Here is a 16,650-nt window from a genome sequence, read left to right as displayed (position 1 = left end):
GGGTGCCGACCGTTGGTCGGCACACCCTCACCCCTTGAAACGCAATCCGACGCCAGGTTCGGTGAACAGGTAGCGTGAATCCAGCGCCGAATCGCCCAGCTTGTGCCGCAGCTTGCCCACCAGGATGCGCAGATAGTGCGTGTCGTGCTGGTGGGTGGGTCCCCAGATCTCCTGCAGGATCTGCGGCTGGGTGACCACCCGGCCGGCATTGCGCAGCAGCAGCGACAGCAGCGCGTACTCCTTGCGGGTCAGCGCCACCGGTTCGCCCGCGATCGCCACCTCCCGGCGCACCAGGTCCACATGCAGATGGCCGTCGTCGAATACCGGAGGCGTGCCATCGGTCGGCACGCTGCGTGTCCGCAACAGCGCGCGCACCCGCGCCATCAGTTCCTGCGTGCCGAAGGGCTTGGTCACATAGTCGTTGGCACCGTTGTCCAGCGCCCGCACCTTTTCCGCTTCTCCGGCACGTACGGTCAGCATGATGACCGGCACCTGGCTCCATTGCCGCAGCTGCTCCAGCACCTGGTGGCCCTCCATGTCCGGCAGGCCGATATCCAGGATCACCAGGTCCATGTCCTCGCTGGCAGCCAGCTGCAGGCCTTCCTGGCCGGTCGCGGCCTGCCTGACCTGATAGCCCTGCGCCCGCAGGCTGATATCCAGGAAACGGCGGATCTGGGTCTCGTCATCGATCACCAGCACGCGCGGGGCCGGTACGCTCGCATCAATCGGGGTCGGGCTCATCGTGGGAGGCTGGCTTGAGCAGGGGCAGGGTGATGCGGATCAGGGTACCGCGACCGTCACGTCCCGGCAGCGCCTGCACGCTGCCGCCATGCGCGCCGATCATTCCCTGGCAGATGGTCAGGCCCAGACCGGTACCATGGCGGCCACGGTCGCCACGCTCGACGCTGTAGAACATGTCGAAGATGCGTGCCCGCTCTTCGTCGGGGATGCCGGGACCGGCATCGATCACGTCGATGCGCAGTTGGCCGTCCAGTTCGCGCGCCTGCACCTGTACCGCGGCATCGGCGGGGGAGAACTTGGCCGCGTTCTCCATGACATTGAATACTGCCTGCTCGACCAGCGCCGGATGCACCCAGATCGGCGCCAGGGTCGGCGGGATATCCAGTTCCAGCCTCACGTTGGGCTGGTAGCGCTGCAGCCGTCGCGCGGCCGACCCGATCAACTCGTCCACCCCGATCCAGTCGCGGTTGATCTTCAGGCCTTCGTGGCCCAGCCGGGTCATGTCCAGCAGGTTCTGGATGTAGCGGTCCAGCCGTTCGCCTTCGACCAGGATGGTGTCCAGCAGCGCGCGGCGGTCAGCCACGTCCATCGCCGTGCCATAGCTGGCCAGGCTGTCGGCCGATCCGATCATCGCCGCCAGCGGCGAGCGCAGATCGTGCGATACCGAAGACAACAGAGCAGAGCGCAGGCGCTCGGTCTCGTTGCTGACGTGCGCCCGCTCCAGCTCGGCCACCAGCCGCGTGCGCAATGCCGCCTGGGCAATGTCGTCCACCATCGCTTCGGCGAGCTGGCGCTGCTCGGGCAGCAGGCGTGCACCTGGCAGATACAGGCCGGCCACGCCGATTGCACGGTCCTCGCCATCAAGCAGGGGCAGGAACCACCATTGCGCGCCGGCCAGCGTATCGGTGAAACGCCCGCTGGGCTGGCCGTGGCGCAGTGCCCAGTCGGCGGCAGCCAGGTCGGTGTCGCCGGGCAGGGTGCGACCGCCGGCGGTGGTGTCCACGCCGATCCGCAGCCATGCCGGCACGTCCATCGCCTGCTCCAGCGCATGGCGGCCGGCCAGTGCCACCTCGCCATCGCCGGCAGCGCTGGCCAGCTGTCGCCCCAGCTGCTGCCGCGCGCGCGCATGCCGGTTGGCGGCCCGCAGGGCGATCACCTGCATGCGCAGCCGTGATGCCAGGCGCCCGGCCACCAGTGCCGCTGCCAGGAACAGGAACACGGTGATCACGCCTTGGCGTGCGCCGATGGCGAAGGTGAAGCGTGGTGCGATGAACAGGAAGTTGTAGGCGAGGAAGCACAGGATCGCGGCCATGACCGCCACGCTGGCGCGGGTGCGGGCTGCGACCAGCACGACCGCCACGATGAACACCATCGACAGGTCGGCCATGCCCACCCAGCGTTCAACCAGCCACGCGACCAGGCAGGCCAGCGCGGTGGCGAGCAGGGCCTGCAGTGGTTCGTGGTTGATGCCGCGCGCCGGCGGCAACAGGCCTTCGCGGCGCGAACGCGCACGTGCCTGCGGCGTGCTGATGATGGTGATCTCGTAGTGTGCACCGCGCTGGATCAGCTGCTGGGTCAGGGTGCGGTTGAACATCCGTGCCAGCGGCCGCTCGCGGGTGCGGCCCAGCACCAGGGTCGAGACACCGTTGTGCGCGGCGTGGTCGAGCAGGGCATCGGCGATGCTGGAGCCATGCAGCAGTTCGGCATCGCCGCCCAGGCGACGTGCCAGCGCGAACGCCGCGTCGATCTCGCGTCGGGTTGCTTCGTCCTGGCGTCGTCCCTGCACCGTCACCACCGTCCACGGCGCATCGCGCCGTTCGGCAATGCGGCGCGCGACCCGCACCAGATACTCGCTCTGCCCGCCACCATCGATCGCCACCAGTACGCCGCGGCGCAGCGGCAGGTTGCCCTCGCCGCGTGCGGCACGGGTCTCGCGCAGGCTGCTGTCGACACGATCAGCGGCTTCCTGCATGGCCAACTCGCGCAGTGCGGTCAGGTTGGCCGGCGAGAAGAACGCCTGCAGTGCCTGTGCCGCCTGCTCCGGCACGTACACCTTGCCCTGCTGCAGGCGGGCGATCAGTTCGCGTGGCGGCAGGTCCACCAGCACGATGTCGTGCAGGCGGTCGAGCACACCGTCCGGCACGGTTTCGCTGACCCGCACCCCGGTGATGCGCATCACCACGTCATTGAGGCTTTCCAGGTGCTGGATGTTGACCGTGGTCCAGACATCGATGCCCGCATCCAGCAGCTCCATGACATCCTGCCAGCGTCGCTCGTGGCGGCTGCCCGGTGCATTGCGATGTGCCAGTTCGTCGACCAGCACCAGCGCCGGGCGCCGCGCCAGCACGGCATCCAGGTCCATTTCCTGCAGGGCGTGGCCGTGGTAGGCCACGTCCTTCAGCGGCAGCCGTGGCAGTCCTTCCAGCAACGCCTGGGTATCGGCACGGCCATGCGTCTCCACCAGCCCCACCACCAGGTCGACCCCCCGGCGCAGCTGTTCCTGCGCGCGGTTGAGCATCGTGTAGGTCTTGCCCACGCCCGGCGCCGCGCCGAGGAATACCGTCAGCTTGCCACCGGCTTCGCGTTGCAGGCCTTCCACCAGGGCGTCGGCCTGGCGGGTTCGCAGGTCAGTCATGGCGGCCATTGTGCGCGCAGCGGGTGCACGATCGCATCACGGCCTGGCGGCTGCGTGGTCCAGCGCGAAGTTCAGCGTCACCACGTTCACCCGCGGCTGGCCGAACAGACCCCATTGGCGTCCCTCGGTGTGGGCCTGCAGCAGCGCCTGCACACGTTCCACCGGCAGGCCCCGGGCACGCGCCACGCGGGCCACCTGCAACTGCGCCGCCGCCGGCGTCAGCTGCGGATCGAGCCCGCCGCCGGATTGGGTGACGAGGTCCGCCGGCACCTGGTCCGGTGCGACGCCTTCGCGCGCTGCGACCGCAGCCGTGCTTGCGGCGACGCGCTCGGTCAACGCAGGGTTGCTGCGTGCCAGGTTGGAGCCGGCCGCCGCCATCGGGTCATAGTTGGCGGCCGATGGCCGCGCCTGGAAGTAGCCATCGCCAGCGAACGGCTGCGCCAGCCACGCCGACGCACGCACCTGGCCGCTGCCATCGCGCAGCAGGCTGCCTTCGGCCTGCATCGGGTACGCCAGGCCGGCAAAACCGGTGGCGATGCCGGCGTAGACCGCACCGGCCAGCAGCAGGGTCGCCACACCCAGGCCGATCGCCGGGCGCCAGCTGGCGTCGTCCTGCAGGTGGGCGATGCGGGATCCGGCCTTTGCTTCGCGCGGAAGGGAAGAAGAAGTGGAAGCAGAGCGGTTCATGAGCCGGATACCAGGACAAGAAGGAGGTCGATCGCCTTGATCGCCGCGAACGGCAGCAGCACGCCACCCAGGCCGTACACCAGCATGTTCCGGCGCAGGAGCGCGGTGGCCGTGGCCGGGCGGAAGCGCACGCCCCGCAGAGCCAGCGGAATCAGAGCGGGAATCACCAGGGCGTTGAAGATCAGCGCGGCCAGCACCGCGTTGCGCGGACTCGACAGCTGCATCACGTTCAGCGCCGCCATCGCCGGCACCGCCGCGGCGAACAGCGCCGGCAGGATCGCGAAGTACTTGGAGACATCGTTGGCCAGCGAGAAGGTGGTCAGCGCGCCGCGGGTGATCAGCTGCTGCTTTCCTACCTCCACCACCGCCAGCAGCTTGGCCGGATCCGAATCCAGGTCGACCATGTTGCCGGCTTCCTTGGCGGCCTGCGTGCCGGAGTTCATGGCCAGCCCGATGTCGGCCTGGGCCAGCGCCGGCGCATCGTTGGTGCCATCGCCGACCATCGCCACCAGACGGCCCCCGGCCTGTTCCTGGCGGATGCGTGCCAGCTTGTCCTCGGGCCGGGCTTCGGCGATGTAGTCGTCGACGCCGGCTTCGGCAGCGATGGCGGCCGCGGTCAGCGGGTTGTCGCCGGTGATCATCACCGTCCGGATGCCCATCGCCCGCAGCTGTGCGAACTTCTCGCGCATGCCGTGCTTGACCACGTCCGACAGTTCGATCACGCCCAGCACATGGCGACCTTCCGCCACCACCAGCGGCGTGGCGCCGTTGCGGGCGACCTGTTCGACGCGCCCGCCCAGCTCGGCCGGCACCACGCCTCCCTGCGCCTGCACATGGTTGCGGATCGCATCCAGCGCACCCTTGCGGATCTGCCGGCCATGGGCAAGGTCAACGCCGGACATGCGGGTCTGCGCACTGAAGGCCAGGTAGACGGCCTGCTCCGGCTCGGCGGTGGTGCACCCCTGCTCGCGTGCCAGGCGCACGATCGACTTGCCTTCCGGGGTCGGGTCGGCCAGCGAGGACAACAGGGCCGCGTCGCGCAGCTGGCTGGCGTCGATTCCCGCCAACGCATGGAAGTGGCTGGCCTGGCGGTCGCCGTAGGTGATGGTGCCGGTCTTGTCCAGCAGCAGCACATCGACGTCGCCGGCCACTTCCACCGCCTTGCCCGACTTGGCCAGCACGTTGGCCGCCAGGGCGCGGTTCATGCCGGCGATGCCGATGGCCGGCAGCAGTCCGCCGATGGTGGTCGGGATCAGGCAGACCAGCAGTGCGATCAGCAGCAGTGGATCGACCTGGACGCCGACATGGGCGCCGATGGCCGGCAATGTCGCCACCACCACCAGGAAGGTCAGCGTCATCGCCGCCAGCAGCAGGGTCAGGGCGACCTCGTTCGGTGTCTTCTGCCGGTTGGCGCCTTCCACCAGCGCGATCATCCGGTCCAGGAAGCTGTGGCCCGGCTCGGCGGTCACACGCACGACGATCTGGTCGGACAGCACCTTGGTACCGCCGATCACGCCGGAGCGATCGGTACCCGCTTCGCGCAGCACCGGTGCCGATTCGCCGGTTACCGCCGCTTCGTTGATGGTGGCCAGGCCCTGCACGATCTCGCCATCGGCTGGCACCAGCTCGCCGGCACTGACGATGACGTGGTCGCCCGGGCGCAGTTCGGCGGCCGGCACCTGCGTTTCTGCGGCCCCTGGCTGCGCGGCGGCCAGTCGGCGCGCCACCAGGTCCTGGCGGGCACGGCGCAACGATGCGGCCTGGCCCCGGCCGCGTGCTTCGGCGACGGCCTCGGCGAAGTTGCCGAACAATACGGTGACCAGCAGGATCGCGGTCACCGCCAGGCCGAAGCCCAGTGGAGCGTTGCCGGTCAGGGTGATGATCGCGGCGACGATCGTGCCGGCCATCACCACCGCCATCACCGGGCTGCGCACCAGATGCATCGGTGAAAGCTTGCGTACGGCGTCGACCAGTGCGCGGCGCAGGCCGGCCGCATCGAGCAGGGCAGGGCGTGACGCAAGCGGGTTACGGGTTGAGGTTGCGTGGCTACTCATGGGGGTGTCCTCAATGCAGTCCCAGGCTCAGGTGGTCGGCGATCGGGCCAAGCACCAGCGCCGGCATGAACTGCAGCACGGTCAGGATGACGATCACCGACACCAGGGTCAGGGCGAACGTCGGGGTTTCGATCTGCAGGCTGCCCGCTGATTCCGGTGCCTGCCGCTTGGCGGCGAGCTGGGCAGCAACCACCAGCGGAATCACCAGCAGCGGAAAGCGACCCAGCAGCAGCACCAGCGAGCAGCTCAGGTTCCACCACGGCGTGGCATCACCCAGTCCCTCGAAGCCCGAACCGTTGTTGGCGTAGGCCGATACGTATTCGTAGAACACCTGGCTGATGCCGTGGAAGCCGGGATTTGAGGTGCCGGCCAGGCCGGGCACGGCCAGAGTGACTGCGGTGAACACCAGCAGGGTGATGGGCTGCAGCAGCACCAGCAGGGCCAGCAGGCGCACCTGCGGGGTCTCCAGCTTGCGACCGAACAGTTCCGGCGTCCGGCCCGTCATCAACCCCGCCAGGAACACGCCCAGCAGCAGGTAGACGATGAACTGCTGCAGGCCGCAGCCGATGCCACCCCAGATCGCACTGACCAGCATGTTGACCAGGGCAATGCCACCGCTCAGCGGGGCCAGCGAATCGTGCATGCCGTTCACCGAGCCATTGGACACCTGCGTCGTCACCGCCGCCCACAACGCGGTGCCGTCGGAGCCGAAACGTACTTCCTTGCCCTCCATCAGCAGGGGCGTGGCCGCACTGGCACTGTGGCCTTCGCTCCACACCATGGCGCCGGTGGACAGCAGCGACATTCCCAGCATGCAGACGAACACCAGCGCGCCGAAGCGACGTCGCCCGGTGAATGCCCCGATCATGAAGATCACCGCCATCGGTACCAGCAGGATGCCGATCACTTCGAGAAGGTTCGAAACCGGCGTCGGATTCTCCAGCGGGAAGCTGCTGTTCGGGCCATACCAGCCGCCGCCGTTGGCGCCCAGCTGCTTGGCGGCGACCATCGCCGCGACCGGACCCAGCGGCAGCTTCTGCGTCGTCATGCCGGCGGAGGCATCGATCGGCGTAGCCTGCGGCCCCGCCGCCAGCGTCGACGGCACGCCCTGGCTGGTCAGCAGCACTGTCCACAGCAGGCACAGCGGCAACAGGACGCGCACGCACAGGCGCACCACGTCGGCGTAGTAGTTGCCCACTGCGACCTGGCGGTCATCGCCGGCGCTGCCTGTGGCCGACTGCGGCGCCGGCGCGAACAGCGCGCGCAGTGTGGCCACCGCCAGCGCCAGGCCCATCATCGGGGTCACCACCTGCAGACTGGTGATCCCGGTCATCTGCGAGAGGTAGGACAGCTGCGCCTGGCCCGAATAGTGCTGCTGGTTGGTGTTGGTCAGGAACGAGATCATCGTGTGCAGCGCGGTGTCCCAGCGCATGTTCGGGATCTGGTCCGGATTCAGCGGCAACCACGCCTGGGTCATGAACACCGCCAGGGTCAGCACCGCCACCACCCCATTGCTGAGCAGGAATGCCAGCACGTAGCCACGCCAGGACATCGAGCGTGCGCGATCGACGCCGAAGACCTTGTACAGCGGCGTTTCGATCCAACGGAACAGCACGTCGACCTTCATCGGCGTGCCGCGCATCACGCGCGCCAGGTACAGTCCCAGCGGCCATGCCAGCGCGACGCTGGCAGCAAGAATGACAAGAATTTCAATCATGGCCGGCTCCGCTCAGAACGACTCGGGCCGCAGCACGACATACAGAAGATAGGCGGCGGCGATCAGCACCAGCACGCCACACACCAACGACAGCCAGGGGGACATGGGAATTGCGTCCTGGTGGAACCCCTCCACCTCAGGCCGTCATGGTCGGCCTGCGCCCCGTAAACGCACTACCCGGCGGACCGGGCCGGCGCGTAAAGACTGCATAAATTCCGCGCGTCAGGCCGTAACCTGGCCACGGGTAGCGCCGGGCCATGCCCGGCGGCAGGAGCGTTTTCAGCCAGCCGGGGCAGCCGGCGCCAGGCCCTTCAGCTCGCGATAGCGCTGCAGGGTGCTTTCGATCTCCGCCTTCAACGCCTGCTGCTGCTGCAGGAAGCCGGACTGCAGGCGCTGCTGCGACTGCAGCTGTACGTGCCGCTGGCGGATCGCTTCGGCCTGCGGGTCGCCCACCTTGGCGCCCGCCAGCTCGCGGTCGCCGGCCGCCGACAGCAGCGCGACCAGCGATTCACGCAGGCTGGCCACGTTGTACTGGGCGGTCTTGAGGTTGTTGTCGAGCACTTCCTGGCGCTCGGCGAACACCCGCCGCAGGTCGTCTTCGCTGCCGTAGGTGGTCAGCATCGCCTGCTCGGTGCGCTGGCGGGTCTGCTCGGCCATCCGGTCCAGTTGCTGCTGTGCCGCCGCGGTACTGGCGGCGGCACGTTCTTCGTCGGTCAGCGCGCGCTGCACCTGCGCATTGCGCAGCCCACTGCGGGCATTGAACTCGTCGCGCGCGTGGTTGACCGCATCGGCAGGAAGCGCATCGCTGCAGATCCGCTCCTGGCCCTCGTTCCAGCAGTACAGCTTCTTCTCGACCTTGTCGCCGCCCCGCGACTGCCCCGCCACGATGAACGGCAGGGCCAGCAGCAGGCCGGCGAAGAGAACAGCAGGAATTCGGGACATGCGACCTTCCCCCTGGCGGTCAGCGTGTGGAGCGGACGCCGTACTGGGCCCGATAGGCTTCCAGCGGCTGCCGGTAGCCGACAAGTTCCGGGTTTCCCGAGGCGAAATCAAGCAGGTCGCCCAGCGAAGCCACTGCGATCACCGGGATGCCGGCTTCCTCGGCCACTGCCTGCGCCGCGGAGCGGCGATCGGCTTCCGAAGCGATCTCCTGGCGATCCAGAGCGACCACAATGCCGGCCGGAGTGCCGCCTGCCGCGCGGATGATGGCCAGCGCTTCGCGGATCGCAGTACCCGCAGTGATCACGTCATCGACGATCAGCACGCGCTTGCCATTCATGTCGGCGCCGATCAGCTGGCCGCCTTCGCCATGGTCCTTGGCTTCCTTGCGGTTGAACGACAGCGGCAGGTCGCGGCCACGCTGGGCCAGCTCGCAGGCCATTGCCGTGGCCAGCGGAATGCCCTTGTAGGCCGGGCCGAACACCACGTCGTACTTGACCCCGCTGGCGTCGATGGCATCGGCATAACAGGCGCCGAGCTGGGACAGCAGCGAGCCGGAGTCGAAGCGACCGGCGTTGAAGAAATAGGGGCTCAGCCGGCCGGACTTGAGGGTGAACTGGCCGAAGCGCAGGGCGTCGGCGGTCAGGGCCAGCTGCAGGAAACGGTGACGGTGGTCGCTCATCAAAACTCGATTCATCTTCATTTGGAGCACAAATCCTAATGCAGCCGGGCCTTCCGCGCTCGTCGGCGCTCTTCCGGGGGGCCGTCCGGCCGCGTCCGCTGGACTGCGCAGCCCAGCAGCCAACCGGTATGCTTGCCCGGTTTCCCGCCGTAGGTCCCCCGCATGCGCATCATCAGTTTCAACGCCAATGGCATCCGTTCCGCCGCGACCAAAGGCTTCCTCGACTGGTTCCGCGCCCAGGACGCCGACGTCCTGTGCCTCCAGGAGACCAAGGCCCAGGAAGACCAGTTGACCGACCCGATGTTCCGGCCCGACGGACACCATTGCTTCTACCGCGATGCCATCACCAAGAAGGGCTACAGCGGCGTGGCGATCTACAGCAGGCGGGAACCGGACCAGGTCATCACCTCGCTGGGCTGGGCGCCGTTCGACGATGAGGGGCGCTATATCGAGGCGCGCTTCGGCAACCTCAGCGTGGTGTCCTTCTACATTCCGTCCGGCAGCTCCGGCGACCTGCGCCAGGGATTCAAGTTCGAAGTGATGGAGTGGCTGCGGCCGATCCTGGAGGAGTGGGCGCGCAGCGGTCGCGACTACGTGCTGTGTGGCGACTGGAACATCGTGCGGTCGGCGCTGGACATCAAGAACTGGAAGTCCAACCAGAAGAATTCCGGCTGTCTGCCCGAAGAGCGCGACTGGCTCAACGCGCTGTGCGCCGATCATGGCCAGGCCACCGACGTGGCGGCCGGTCGTGGCTGGGCCGATGCGTATCGCCTGCTCAATCCCACCGGGGAGGACTACACCTGGTGGAGCAACCGCGGGGCGGCCCGCGCCAACAACGTGGGATGGCGCATCGACTACCAGTTCATCACGCCGGGCCTGCGCGACAAACTGCGTGGCTGCTCGATCTACCGCGAAGAGCGCTTCTCCGACCACGCCCCGTTCACCGTGGACTACGACCTGTGAGCGAGGCGGCCAGGCCGGTCAGCTACAAAGGCTGGGCAGGAATCAAGCGCGCCTTCGGTACACCGTCGGCGCTGACCATGGCCATGCTGGGTTTCGGCAGTGGCCTGCCGTTCCTGCTGATCGCGTCGCAGACCTTGTCCACGCGCCTGCGCGATGTGGGGCTGGACCTGGGCAGCATCGGCCTGATCAGCCTGGCCAGTTTCTTCTACCTGCTCAAGTTCCTGTGGGCACCGCTGCTGGATCGGTATGCCTTCCCGTTGCTGGGCCGGCTCGGCCGTCGTCGCTCCTGGCTGCTGGTATCGCAGGTCATGGTGCTGGTCGGACTGATCGCGCTGGCCTTCGTGCGCCCCGAACAGGGCGTCTGGCCCCTGGTGATGTGGGTGCTGGCGGCGTCCTTTGCCGGCGCCACCCAGGATTCGGCCGTGGATGCCTACCGTATCGAGATCGCGCCGCAGACCGCTCAGGCCGCGCTGGCGGCCACCTACACGTTGGGTTACCGGATCGGCCTGATCCTGGCCGGTGCCGGCGCGCTGTATCTGGCCCAGTTTGAAGGCTGGGTCATCGCGTATCTGGCAATGGCCGCCCTGATGCTGCTGCCGATCATCACCACGCTGCTGTGCGCCGAACCGGAGCGTCCCGCCACCGCCGTGCAGCGCCGCATCGATGTCGCCGAAGCCTTCGTCCAGCCGATCACAAGTTTCTTCAGCCGCAACGGCGTGGCATTGGCGCTGGTGCTGCTGGCCTTTGTCGGCCTGTTCAAGTTCCCTGACCAGGTGATCGGGGTGATGGCGGGGCCGTTCTACCTCGATTCCGGCTTCGACAAGGCCGACATCGCCACGGTCTCCAAACTGTTCGGGGTGTGGATGGGCATCGGCGGTGCCTTCCTGGGAGGCATCGCGGTGGCCGCGTTTGGCTTCCGGCGCATGCTGCTGGTGGCGGCACTGGGCGTGGCGCTGTCCAATCTGGCCTTCCTGCTGATGGCGCACAACCCGGGCAAGCTGTGGGCGTTCTATGCCGCCCTCAGTGCCGACAACCTGTTCCAGGGTTTTGCAGGCACCGTGCTCGTCGCCTTCATGTCGTCGTTGACGGACCGCAACTTCACCGCTACCCAGTATGCGCTGCTGGTCTCGCTGGCCAACCTGCCCGGCAAGTTCGTCGGCGGTGTGTCGGGCTACATCGTCGAGGCCACCTCCTACAGCACGTTCTTCATCCTCAGCTCGGTCACCGTGGTGCCGACCCTGCTGCTGCTGGTCTGGCTGTGGCCGCGCATCGTCGACCGCGGGCCACCGCCGGCCGCCTGATTGCCTGCCCGCCCGGTCTGCGGGATCATCGCCCCCGACGCGCCGAGGGGGCGGTGCCCTGCGAACGGGGAAGTGAGCATGGCTGATGTTGTGCTGCGGGACCTGGACCCGCTGCTGCTGGAACGCATCCGGCGGGTCGCGGTTGCCCGTGGCTGGAGCCACGAACAGACCTGTGCGGCGTTGCTGGAACAAGGGTTGTTCAGCAGCGAGCTGGAGGTCCGCTCCGGTTTTGGCGATACCGAGGTCGATGCGCTCGCTGCGGCCATCATCGCGCTGCAGGCGCTGCCGGCCGGGCAGGGCTTCGATTGATCTGATACCTCACCGCCGGGCATGGCCCGGCGCTACCAGTTGGTCGCCGAAGGGCGCGCGCCGGGCCATGCCCGGCGGAGGATGCCGAAGGGGGTAGCGCCGGGCCATGCCCGGCGGCGGGTGCCGCTTCAGGCCAGATGGATCGCGCCGAGAATCCGCGGTCCCTTTGCACCGGTGACACTCGGCAGGTTCCCCGCCAGCCCGTCCATCGTCCGCTGCGCCAGCCAGGCGAAGCCCATGGCTTCCACGTACTCTGGGTCCAACCCATGCACGGCGCTGGATTCCACCTGCAGCGCCGGCAGCCGTTCGGCCAGCCGTTTCATCAACTGCCGGTTGTGCACGCCGCCGCCACAGACCAGCAGGCGGCGTGTCTGCGGCTGCTGCGCCAGCAGCGCATCGGCCACGGTCGCCACGGTCAGCTCAAGCAGGGTCGCCTGCACATCGGCAGCGGCGTACTGGCCTTCACCCATGTGCGCCTCCGCCCACGCCAGATGGAACTGTTCGCGACCGGTACTCTTCGGCGGGGGCAGGTCGAACCAGGGGTCCGCACGCCAGCCCGCCAGCAGGGGGCCATCCACCACACCGCTGGCGGCATAGGCGCCTTCGGCATCGAAGGTGCGCCCGGTGTGGCGCTGGCACCAGGCATCCATCAGCGCATTGGCTGGACCGGTGTCGAAGCCGCGTACGGCACCCTCCCGCGGGATCAGGGTCAGATTGGCGATGCCGCCCAGGTTGAGCACGGCCCGGTCCTCGTCGGCCGTGCCCAGCATGCCAAGGTGGAAGGCCGGCATCAGCGGTGCGCCATGACCGCCGGCAGCCACGTCGCGGCGGCGGAAATCGCACACCGTGGTGATCCCGGTCAGCTCGGCGATGCGGTTGCCGTCGCCCAGCTGCACGGTGAAGGCCGGATCGGCCAGCGGCCGGTGGCGCACGGTCTGCCCATGCGAGCCGATCGCCCGCACCCGGGTGCGGTCCACGCCGGATTCGTCCAGCAACTGGTTGGCGGCGTCGGCGAAGGCGATCGCGATCCGCGCATCGAGTTCGCCAAGCTCCTCCAGCGACGCCAGCGGCCCCCCTTCGCCCAGCGCCACCAGCCGCGCGCGCAGCAGCGGCTCCCAGCGCGCGGTCAGGCCATGCACGAAGCGGCAGCCGCCCTCGTCGGGAAACTGCACCAGTGCGACATCGATACCGTCGGCGCTGGTGCCTGACATCAGGCCCAGGTACAGGGGAGTGTTGGCGTCGACAGGTGTGCTCATGGCGCGCAAAAAAAAAGGACGCGGCAAGCTTGGGCTGCCGCGTCCTTGTTCGTCAACGCAGGTCTCAGCCGCGCTTGCGCCCGCGGGTCTGCGTGTCCTTGGCGCTGGCCACCTCCGTGGCCGCCTCGTCCCGACCGGTCGGCGCCGGGCTGGCGTCGGCGTAGATCAGCTTCTCCATGCCCTGGATGCGCGCCATCGCCGGCGCGGTCTGGGCGCGGAAGGCGGCCAGCTCGGCGCCCTTGAGCGGCTCCGGCGGCGGCATGGTCACCGTCAGCGGGTTGCGGTGCACGCCGTTGACGCGGAATTCGTAGTGCAGGTGCGGGCCGGTGGCCAGGCCGGTCGAGCCGACATAGCCGATCACCGTGCCCTGCGCCACGCGCTGGCCGGTGCGGATGTTCGCAAAGCGCGACATGTGCCCGTACAGGGTGGTGTGGCCACGACCGTGGTCGAGGATCACCACATTGCCGTAGCCGCGCTGCACGCCGGCGAACTGCACGCGCGCATCGCCGGCCGCCATGATCGGCGTGCCGGTGCGGGCGGCGTAGTCCACGCCCTTGTGCATGCGCATCTTGCCCAGCACCGGGTGCTTGCGCGCGCCGAAGGTCGAGCTCAGGCGCGCGAACGGGATCGGCATGCGGATGAAGCTCTTCTTCAGCGAGCGCCCATTGATGTCGTAGTACTCGGACTTGCCGTTGCGTTCGAAGCGGAAGCCCGAATAGGTCTTGCCGCCGGTGGTGAAGGTCGCTGCCAGGATCTTGCTGGTATCGACCTTTTCGCCCTCGCGCCAGGTCTCATCCATCACCACGCTGAAGCGGTCGCCCGGCTGCAGGTCCTTGGAGAAATCGATGTCGTACTTGAAGATGTCGTCGGTCATGGTGGCGATCGCCGACGGTGACAGCCCGGCCCGGCGCGCTGCGGCATACAGCGAACTGGTGATCTCACCACTGGTGACCACCGTGCGCGTGGAGGTCTCGCGCTTGGTCACGGTTTCCTTGATGTTGTCGCCGGCCAGGCTCAGCTCGACCCGGTTCTCGCCGTCGCGGTCGAAGCGGATGCTGCGCAGGTCGCCGGACAGCGGCATGTCGAAGGCGATCTCGGCGCCCGGACGCAGCTTCGTCAGCGATTCGCGGGCACCGGGGTGGTCCAGGACGCGATGCAGGGTGGTCGCCGGAATGCCGGCCTGGTCGAACAGCTCGCTGAGGGTCTGGCCACGCTGTACGCGCAGGACCTGCCAGCTGTCACCGGGCACCTGCTGCTGGCGGGCCAGCGACAGCGGCGGCAAGGGCAGGGCCAGGCTGGTGTGGCTGTCGGCGTAGGGGGCGTCGATGGTGTGCGAGAAACCGGGGACGATCGTGGCGACCAGCGCACCGATGGTCGCGAACAGGCTGGCATGCATCCAGTGACGCCGGGTCCAGCGCTCATTGAAGGCGGCGGGAAGATGTTGCCTGAGCTTCCGATGCAGGGCGTTGTCGTGCAGGACGTGAAGGCGTTCCTGGAAGCGCTGCTTGCGTGCGCGCCCTTGTTCGGAGTTGTGCATCGGCGGTTTTTCCTGGCTGGCCCGGGAGCGCGGGCCTGAACGCCGGTTACCATAGACACCTGAGAAAAGCGCGTCAAACCCTTGTGCCCATTGGCTTTTGTGAAGCCAATCGGGTTAACTTGGCTTTAACACCCCCACACAAGAATCGGCGTTGCCGGGAGTAGTCACGTGTCCTCGATTGAAGAAGCCCTTTCCCTGATCGGCCGTGGTGCCGACGAGATCCTCAAGCTCGAGGATCTGCGTGCGCGCCTGCAGGAAGGCCGTCCGCTGCGGATCAAGGCTGGCTTCGACCCCACCGCGCCGGACCTGCATCTGGGTCATACGGTGCTGCTGAACAAGATGCGCCAGTTCCAGGACCTCGGTCATCAGGTCATCTTCCTGATCGGCGACTTCACCGGCATGATCGGCGACCCTTCGGGAAAGAGCCTGACCCGCAAGCCGCTCAGCCGCGAGGATGTGCTGGCCAATGCCCGCACCTACGAGGAACAGGTGTTCAAGGTGCTGGACCGCAGCCGTACCGAAGTCCGCTTCAATTCGGAGTGGTTCGGCAGCATGGGGGCGGCCGACATGATCCGCCTGGCCGGCCAGCACACCGTGGCACGCATGCTCGAGCGCGACGACTTCGCCAAGCGCTACGCCGCACAGCAGTCCATCGCCATCCACGAGTTCCTGTACCCGCTGGTGCAGGGCTACGACTCGGTCGCCCTGCAGGCGGACGTCGAACTGGGCGGTACCGACCAGAAGTTCAACCTGCTGATGGGTCGTGGCCTGCAGGAGCACCACGGGCAGAAGCCGCAGGTGGTGCTGACCATGCCGCTGCTGGAAGGCCTGGATGGCGTCAACAAGATGTCCAAGTCGCTGGGCAACTACATCGGCATCAGCGAGCCGGCCATCGACATCGTCACCAAGACCATGAAGGTGGACGATGCCCTGATGTGGCGCTGGATCGAACTGCTGTCCTTCGATATCAGCCAGGCCGAGGCCGCGCAGCTGCGGGAGCAGGTGGCCAGCGGCGGTCTGAATCCGCGCGTGGTGAAGCTGCGCCTGGCGCGGGAGCTGGCAAGCCGCTTCCACGACGCCGCAGCCGCCGAGCAGGCCATTGCCGGCTGGGAAGCGGCGGTGACCGGACAGGGCGACATCACCCAGTTGCCGCTGCAGGACGTGGCGATTCCGGCCGAAGGCCTGCGCATCGCGGCGCTGCTGACCGCTGCCGGGCTGACCCCGAGCAACTCAGAAGCCAACCGCAAGCTCAAGGAGCGCGCCGTCAAGGTGGATGGCGAGGTCGTGGAAGATGGTCAGCAGGTGCTGCAGCCGGGCTTCGAAGGCCTGCTGCAGGTCGGCAAGCGCACATTCGCCCGTGTGCGCCTGATCGCGGCCTGAGACCTGTCGGACAAGCGCCGGGCACACGCCCGGCCGCTCGTGGCGCCGTTCATCGGGCGCCTGTCGGATGAACGGTGCCAACATCCGATGAAAAAAGTCGCCACACCCCCTTCACAAATGGGGCGAACAGGGACATACTTTCCCTCCCCCGTCGCAGGGGCCGCCAACAAGGGGCTTGAGCGACACAAGGGCGCCCACCACCCCGAACGAGATGATCGAACGAAGGTGTTGACGGACTGAAAAAGTCTGGCATAATGGGCGGCTCGCTACGAAGGAAACTTCGCAGCACACGGGAATGGCGCTGAGGCCACTTCCCCGGATCTTTGAAAGTATGCGCAGGTATCTTGTGAAGGCGCCTGCAGGAAGGATGACTGTCCATCTTGCAGACGTTTGATCAAGCAACTATTAATTGTTTTAAAGCAAGCGATACGTTGCCAGAATCATTCATC

The 16,650-nt window shown here is 67.6% G+C and carries 14 protein-coding genes; 4 read left to right on the top strand and 10 right to left on the bottom strand.

What is annotated here, in order from left to right; translation table 11 throughout:
* Positions 1–27: 27 nt before the first annotated feature.
* From ACX9OW_RS15145 to pyrE, 8 genes are all read right to left on the bottom strand, one after another.
* The gene (locus ACX9OW_RS15145; RefSeq protein WP_053516504.1) at positions 28–741 is read right to left on the bottom strand and encodes a response regulator transcription factor; all 714 of its coding nucleotides are present in this window, start codon (positions 739–741) and stop codon (positions 28–30) included.
* On the bottom strand, positions 722–3,376 hold the full coding sequence (locus ACX9OW_RS15140; protein ID WP_065182159.1) for a sensor histidine kinase: 2,655 nt from the start codon (positions 3,374–3,376) through the stop codon (positions 722–724). Before ACX9OW_RS15140 ends, ACX9OW_RS15145 begins: the two co-directional genes overlap by 20 nt.
* A 36-nt stretch (positions 3,377–3,412) precedes the next feature.
* Positions 3,413–4,063 carry a potassium-transporting ATPase subunit KdpC gene (gene kdpC, locus ACX9OW_RS15135; RefSeq protein WP_459062487.1) on the bottom strand — a complete coding sequence of 217 codons (651 nt, stop codon included), beginning with the start codon at positions 4,061–4,063 and terminating at the stop codon, positions 3,413–3,415.
* Positions 4,060–6,117, bottom strand: a complete 2,058-nt coding sequence (gene kdpB / locus ACX9OW_RS15130; RefSeq protein WP_193395769.1) for a potassium-transporting ATPase subunit KdpB — start codon at positions 6,115–6,117, stop codon at positions 4,060–4,062. Before kdpB ends, kdpC begins: the two co-directional genes overlap by 4 nt.
* 10 nt (positions 6,118–6,127) lie before the next feature.
* Complete coding sequence (gene kdpA, locus ACX9OW_RS15125) at positions 6,128–7,834, bottom strand: potassium-transporting ATPase subunit KdpA (protein ID WP_459062486.1); 1,707 nt, start codon at positions 7,832–7,834, stop codon at positions 6,128–6,130.
* Between the two features lie 12 nt (positions 7,835–7,846).
* Positions 7,847–7,939, bottom strand: coding sequence for a potassium-transporting ATPase subunit F (locus tag ACX9OW_RS15120; RefSeq protein WP_053516498.1), 93 nt, complete (start codon positions 7,937–7,939; stop codon positions 7,847–7,849).
* Positions 7,940–8,113: 174 nt separating this feature from the next.
* Positions 8,114–8,776 (bottom strand): hypothetical protein, encoded by a 663-nt coding sequence (locus tag ACX9OW_RS15115; RefSeq protein WP_340044252.1) that lies wholly within the window; start codon positions 8,774–8,776, stop codon positions 8,114–8,116.
* Between the two features lie 19 nt (positions 8,777–8,795).
* Positions 8,796–9,455, bottom strand: coding sequence for an orotate phosphoribosyltransferase (gene pyrE / locus ACX9OW_RS15110; protein ID WP_065174233.1), 660 nt, complete (start codon positions 9,453–9,455; stop codon positions 8,796–8,798).
* 162 nt (positions 9,456–9,617) lie between these two features.
* Between pyrE and ACX9OW_RS15105 the strand changes: the two genes are divergently transcribed.
* The 3 genes from ACX9OW_RS15105 (at position 9,618) to ACX9OW_RS15095 (ending at position 12,028) form a co-directional block, all read left to right on the top strand.
* Positions 9,618–10,418, top strand: coding sequence for an exodeoxyribonuclease III (locus ACX9OW_RS15105; protein WP_065174234.1), 801 nt, complete (start codon positions 9,618–9,620; stop codon positions 10,416–10,418).
* Positions 10,415–11,719 (top strand): AmpG family muropeptide MFS transporter, encoded by a 1,305-nt coding sequence (locus ACX9OW_RS15100; RefSeq protein WP_065174235.1) that lies wholly within the window; start codon positions 10,415–10,417, stop codon positions 11,717–11,719. Before ACX9OW_RS15105 ends, ACX9OW_RS15100 begins: the two co-directional genes overlap by 4 nt.
* Positions 11,720–11,797: 78 nt before the next feature.
* Positions 11,798–12,028 carry a hypothetical protein gene (locus ACX9OW_RS15095; protein WP_053516488.1) on the top strand — a complete coding sequence of 77 codons (231 nt, stop codon included), beginning with the start codon at positions 11,798–11,800 and terminating at the stop codon, positions 12,026–12,028.
* Between the two features lie 128 nt (positions 12,029–12,156).
* Here ACX9OW_RS15095 and ACX9OW_RS15090 read toward each other — a convergent pair whose 3' ends face one another.
* Complete coding sequence (locus tag ACX9OW_RS15090) at positions 12,157–13,284, bottom strand: anhydro-N-acetylmuramic acid kinase (RefSeq protein ID WP_459062485.1); 1,128 nt, start codon at positions 13,282–13,284, stop codon at positions 12,157–12,159.
* Positions 13,285–13,348: 64 nt separating this feature from the next.
* A complete protein-coding gene (locus ACX9OW_RS15085) occupies positions 13,349–14,821 on the bottom strand; it encodes a M23 family metallopeptidase (RefSeq protein ID WP_053516486.1) in 1,473 nt (490 codons plus the stop codon).
* A gap of 168 nt (positions 14,822–14,989) precedes the next feature.
* On the opposite strand from ACX9OW_RS15085, the gene tyrS reads away from it, so the two are divergent.
* Positions 14,990–16,201 (top strand): tyrosine--tRNA ligase, encoded by a 1,212-nt coding sequence (gene tyrS, locus ACX9OW_RS15080; RefSeq protein WP_253119852.1) that lies wholly within the window; start codon positions 14,990–14,992, stop codon positions 16,199–16,201.
* Positions 16,202–16,650: the final 449 nt, after the last annotated feature.

It is taken from the genome of Stenotrophomonas genospecies 5 (genome assembly GCF_054473825.1).
This window is presented reverse-complemented; position numbering and strand designations above follow the sequence as displayed.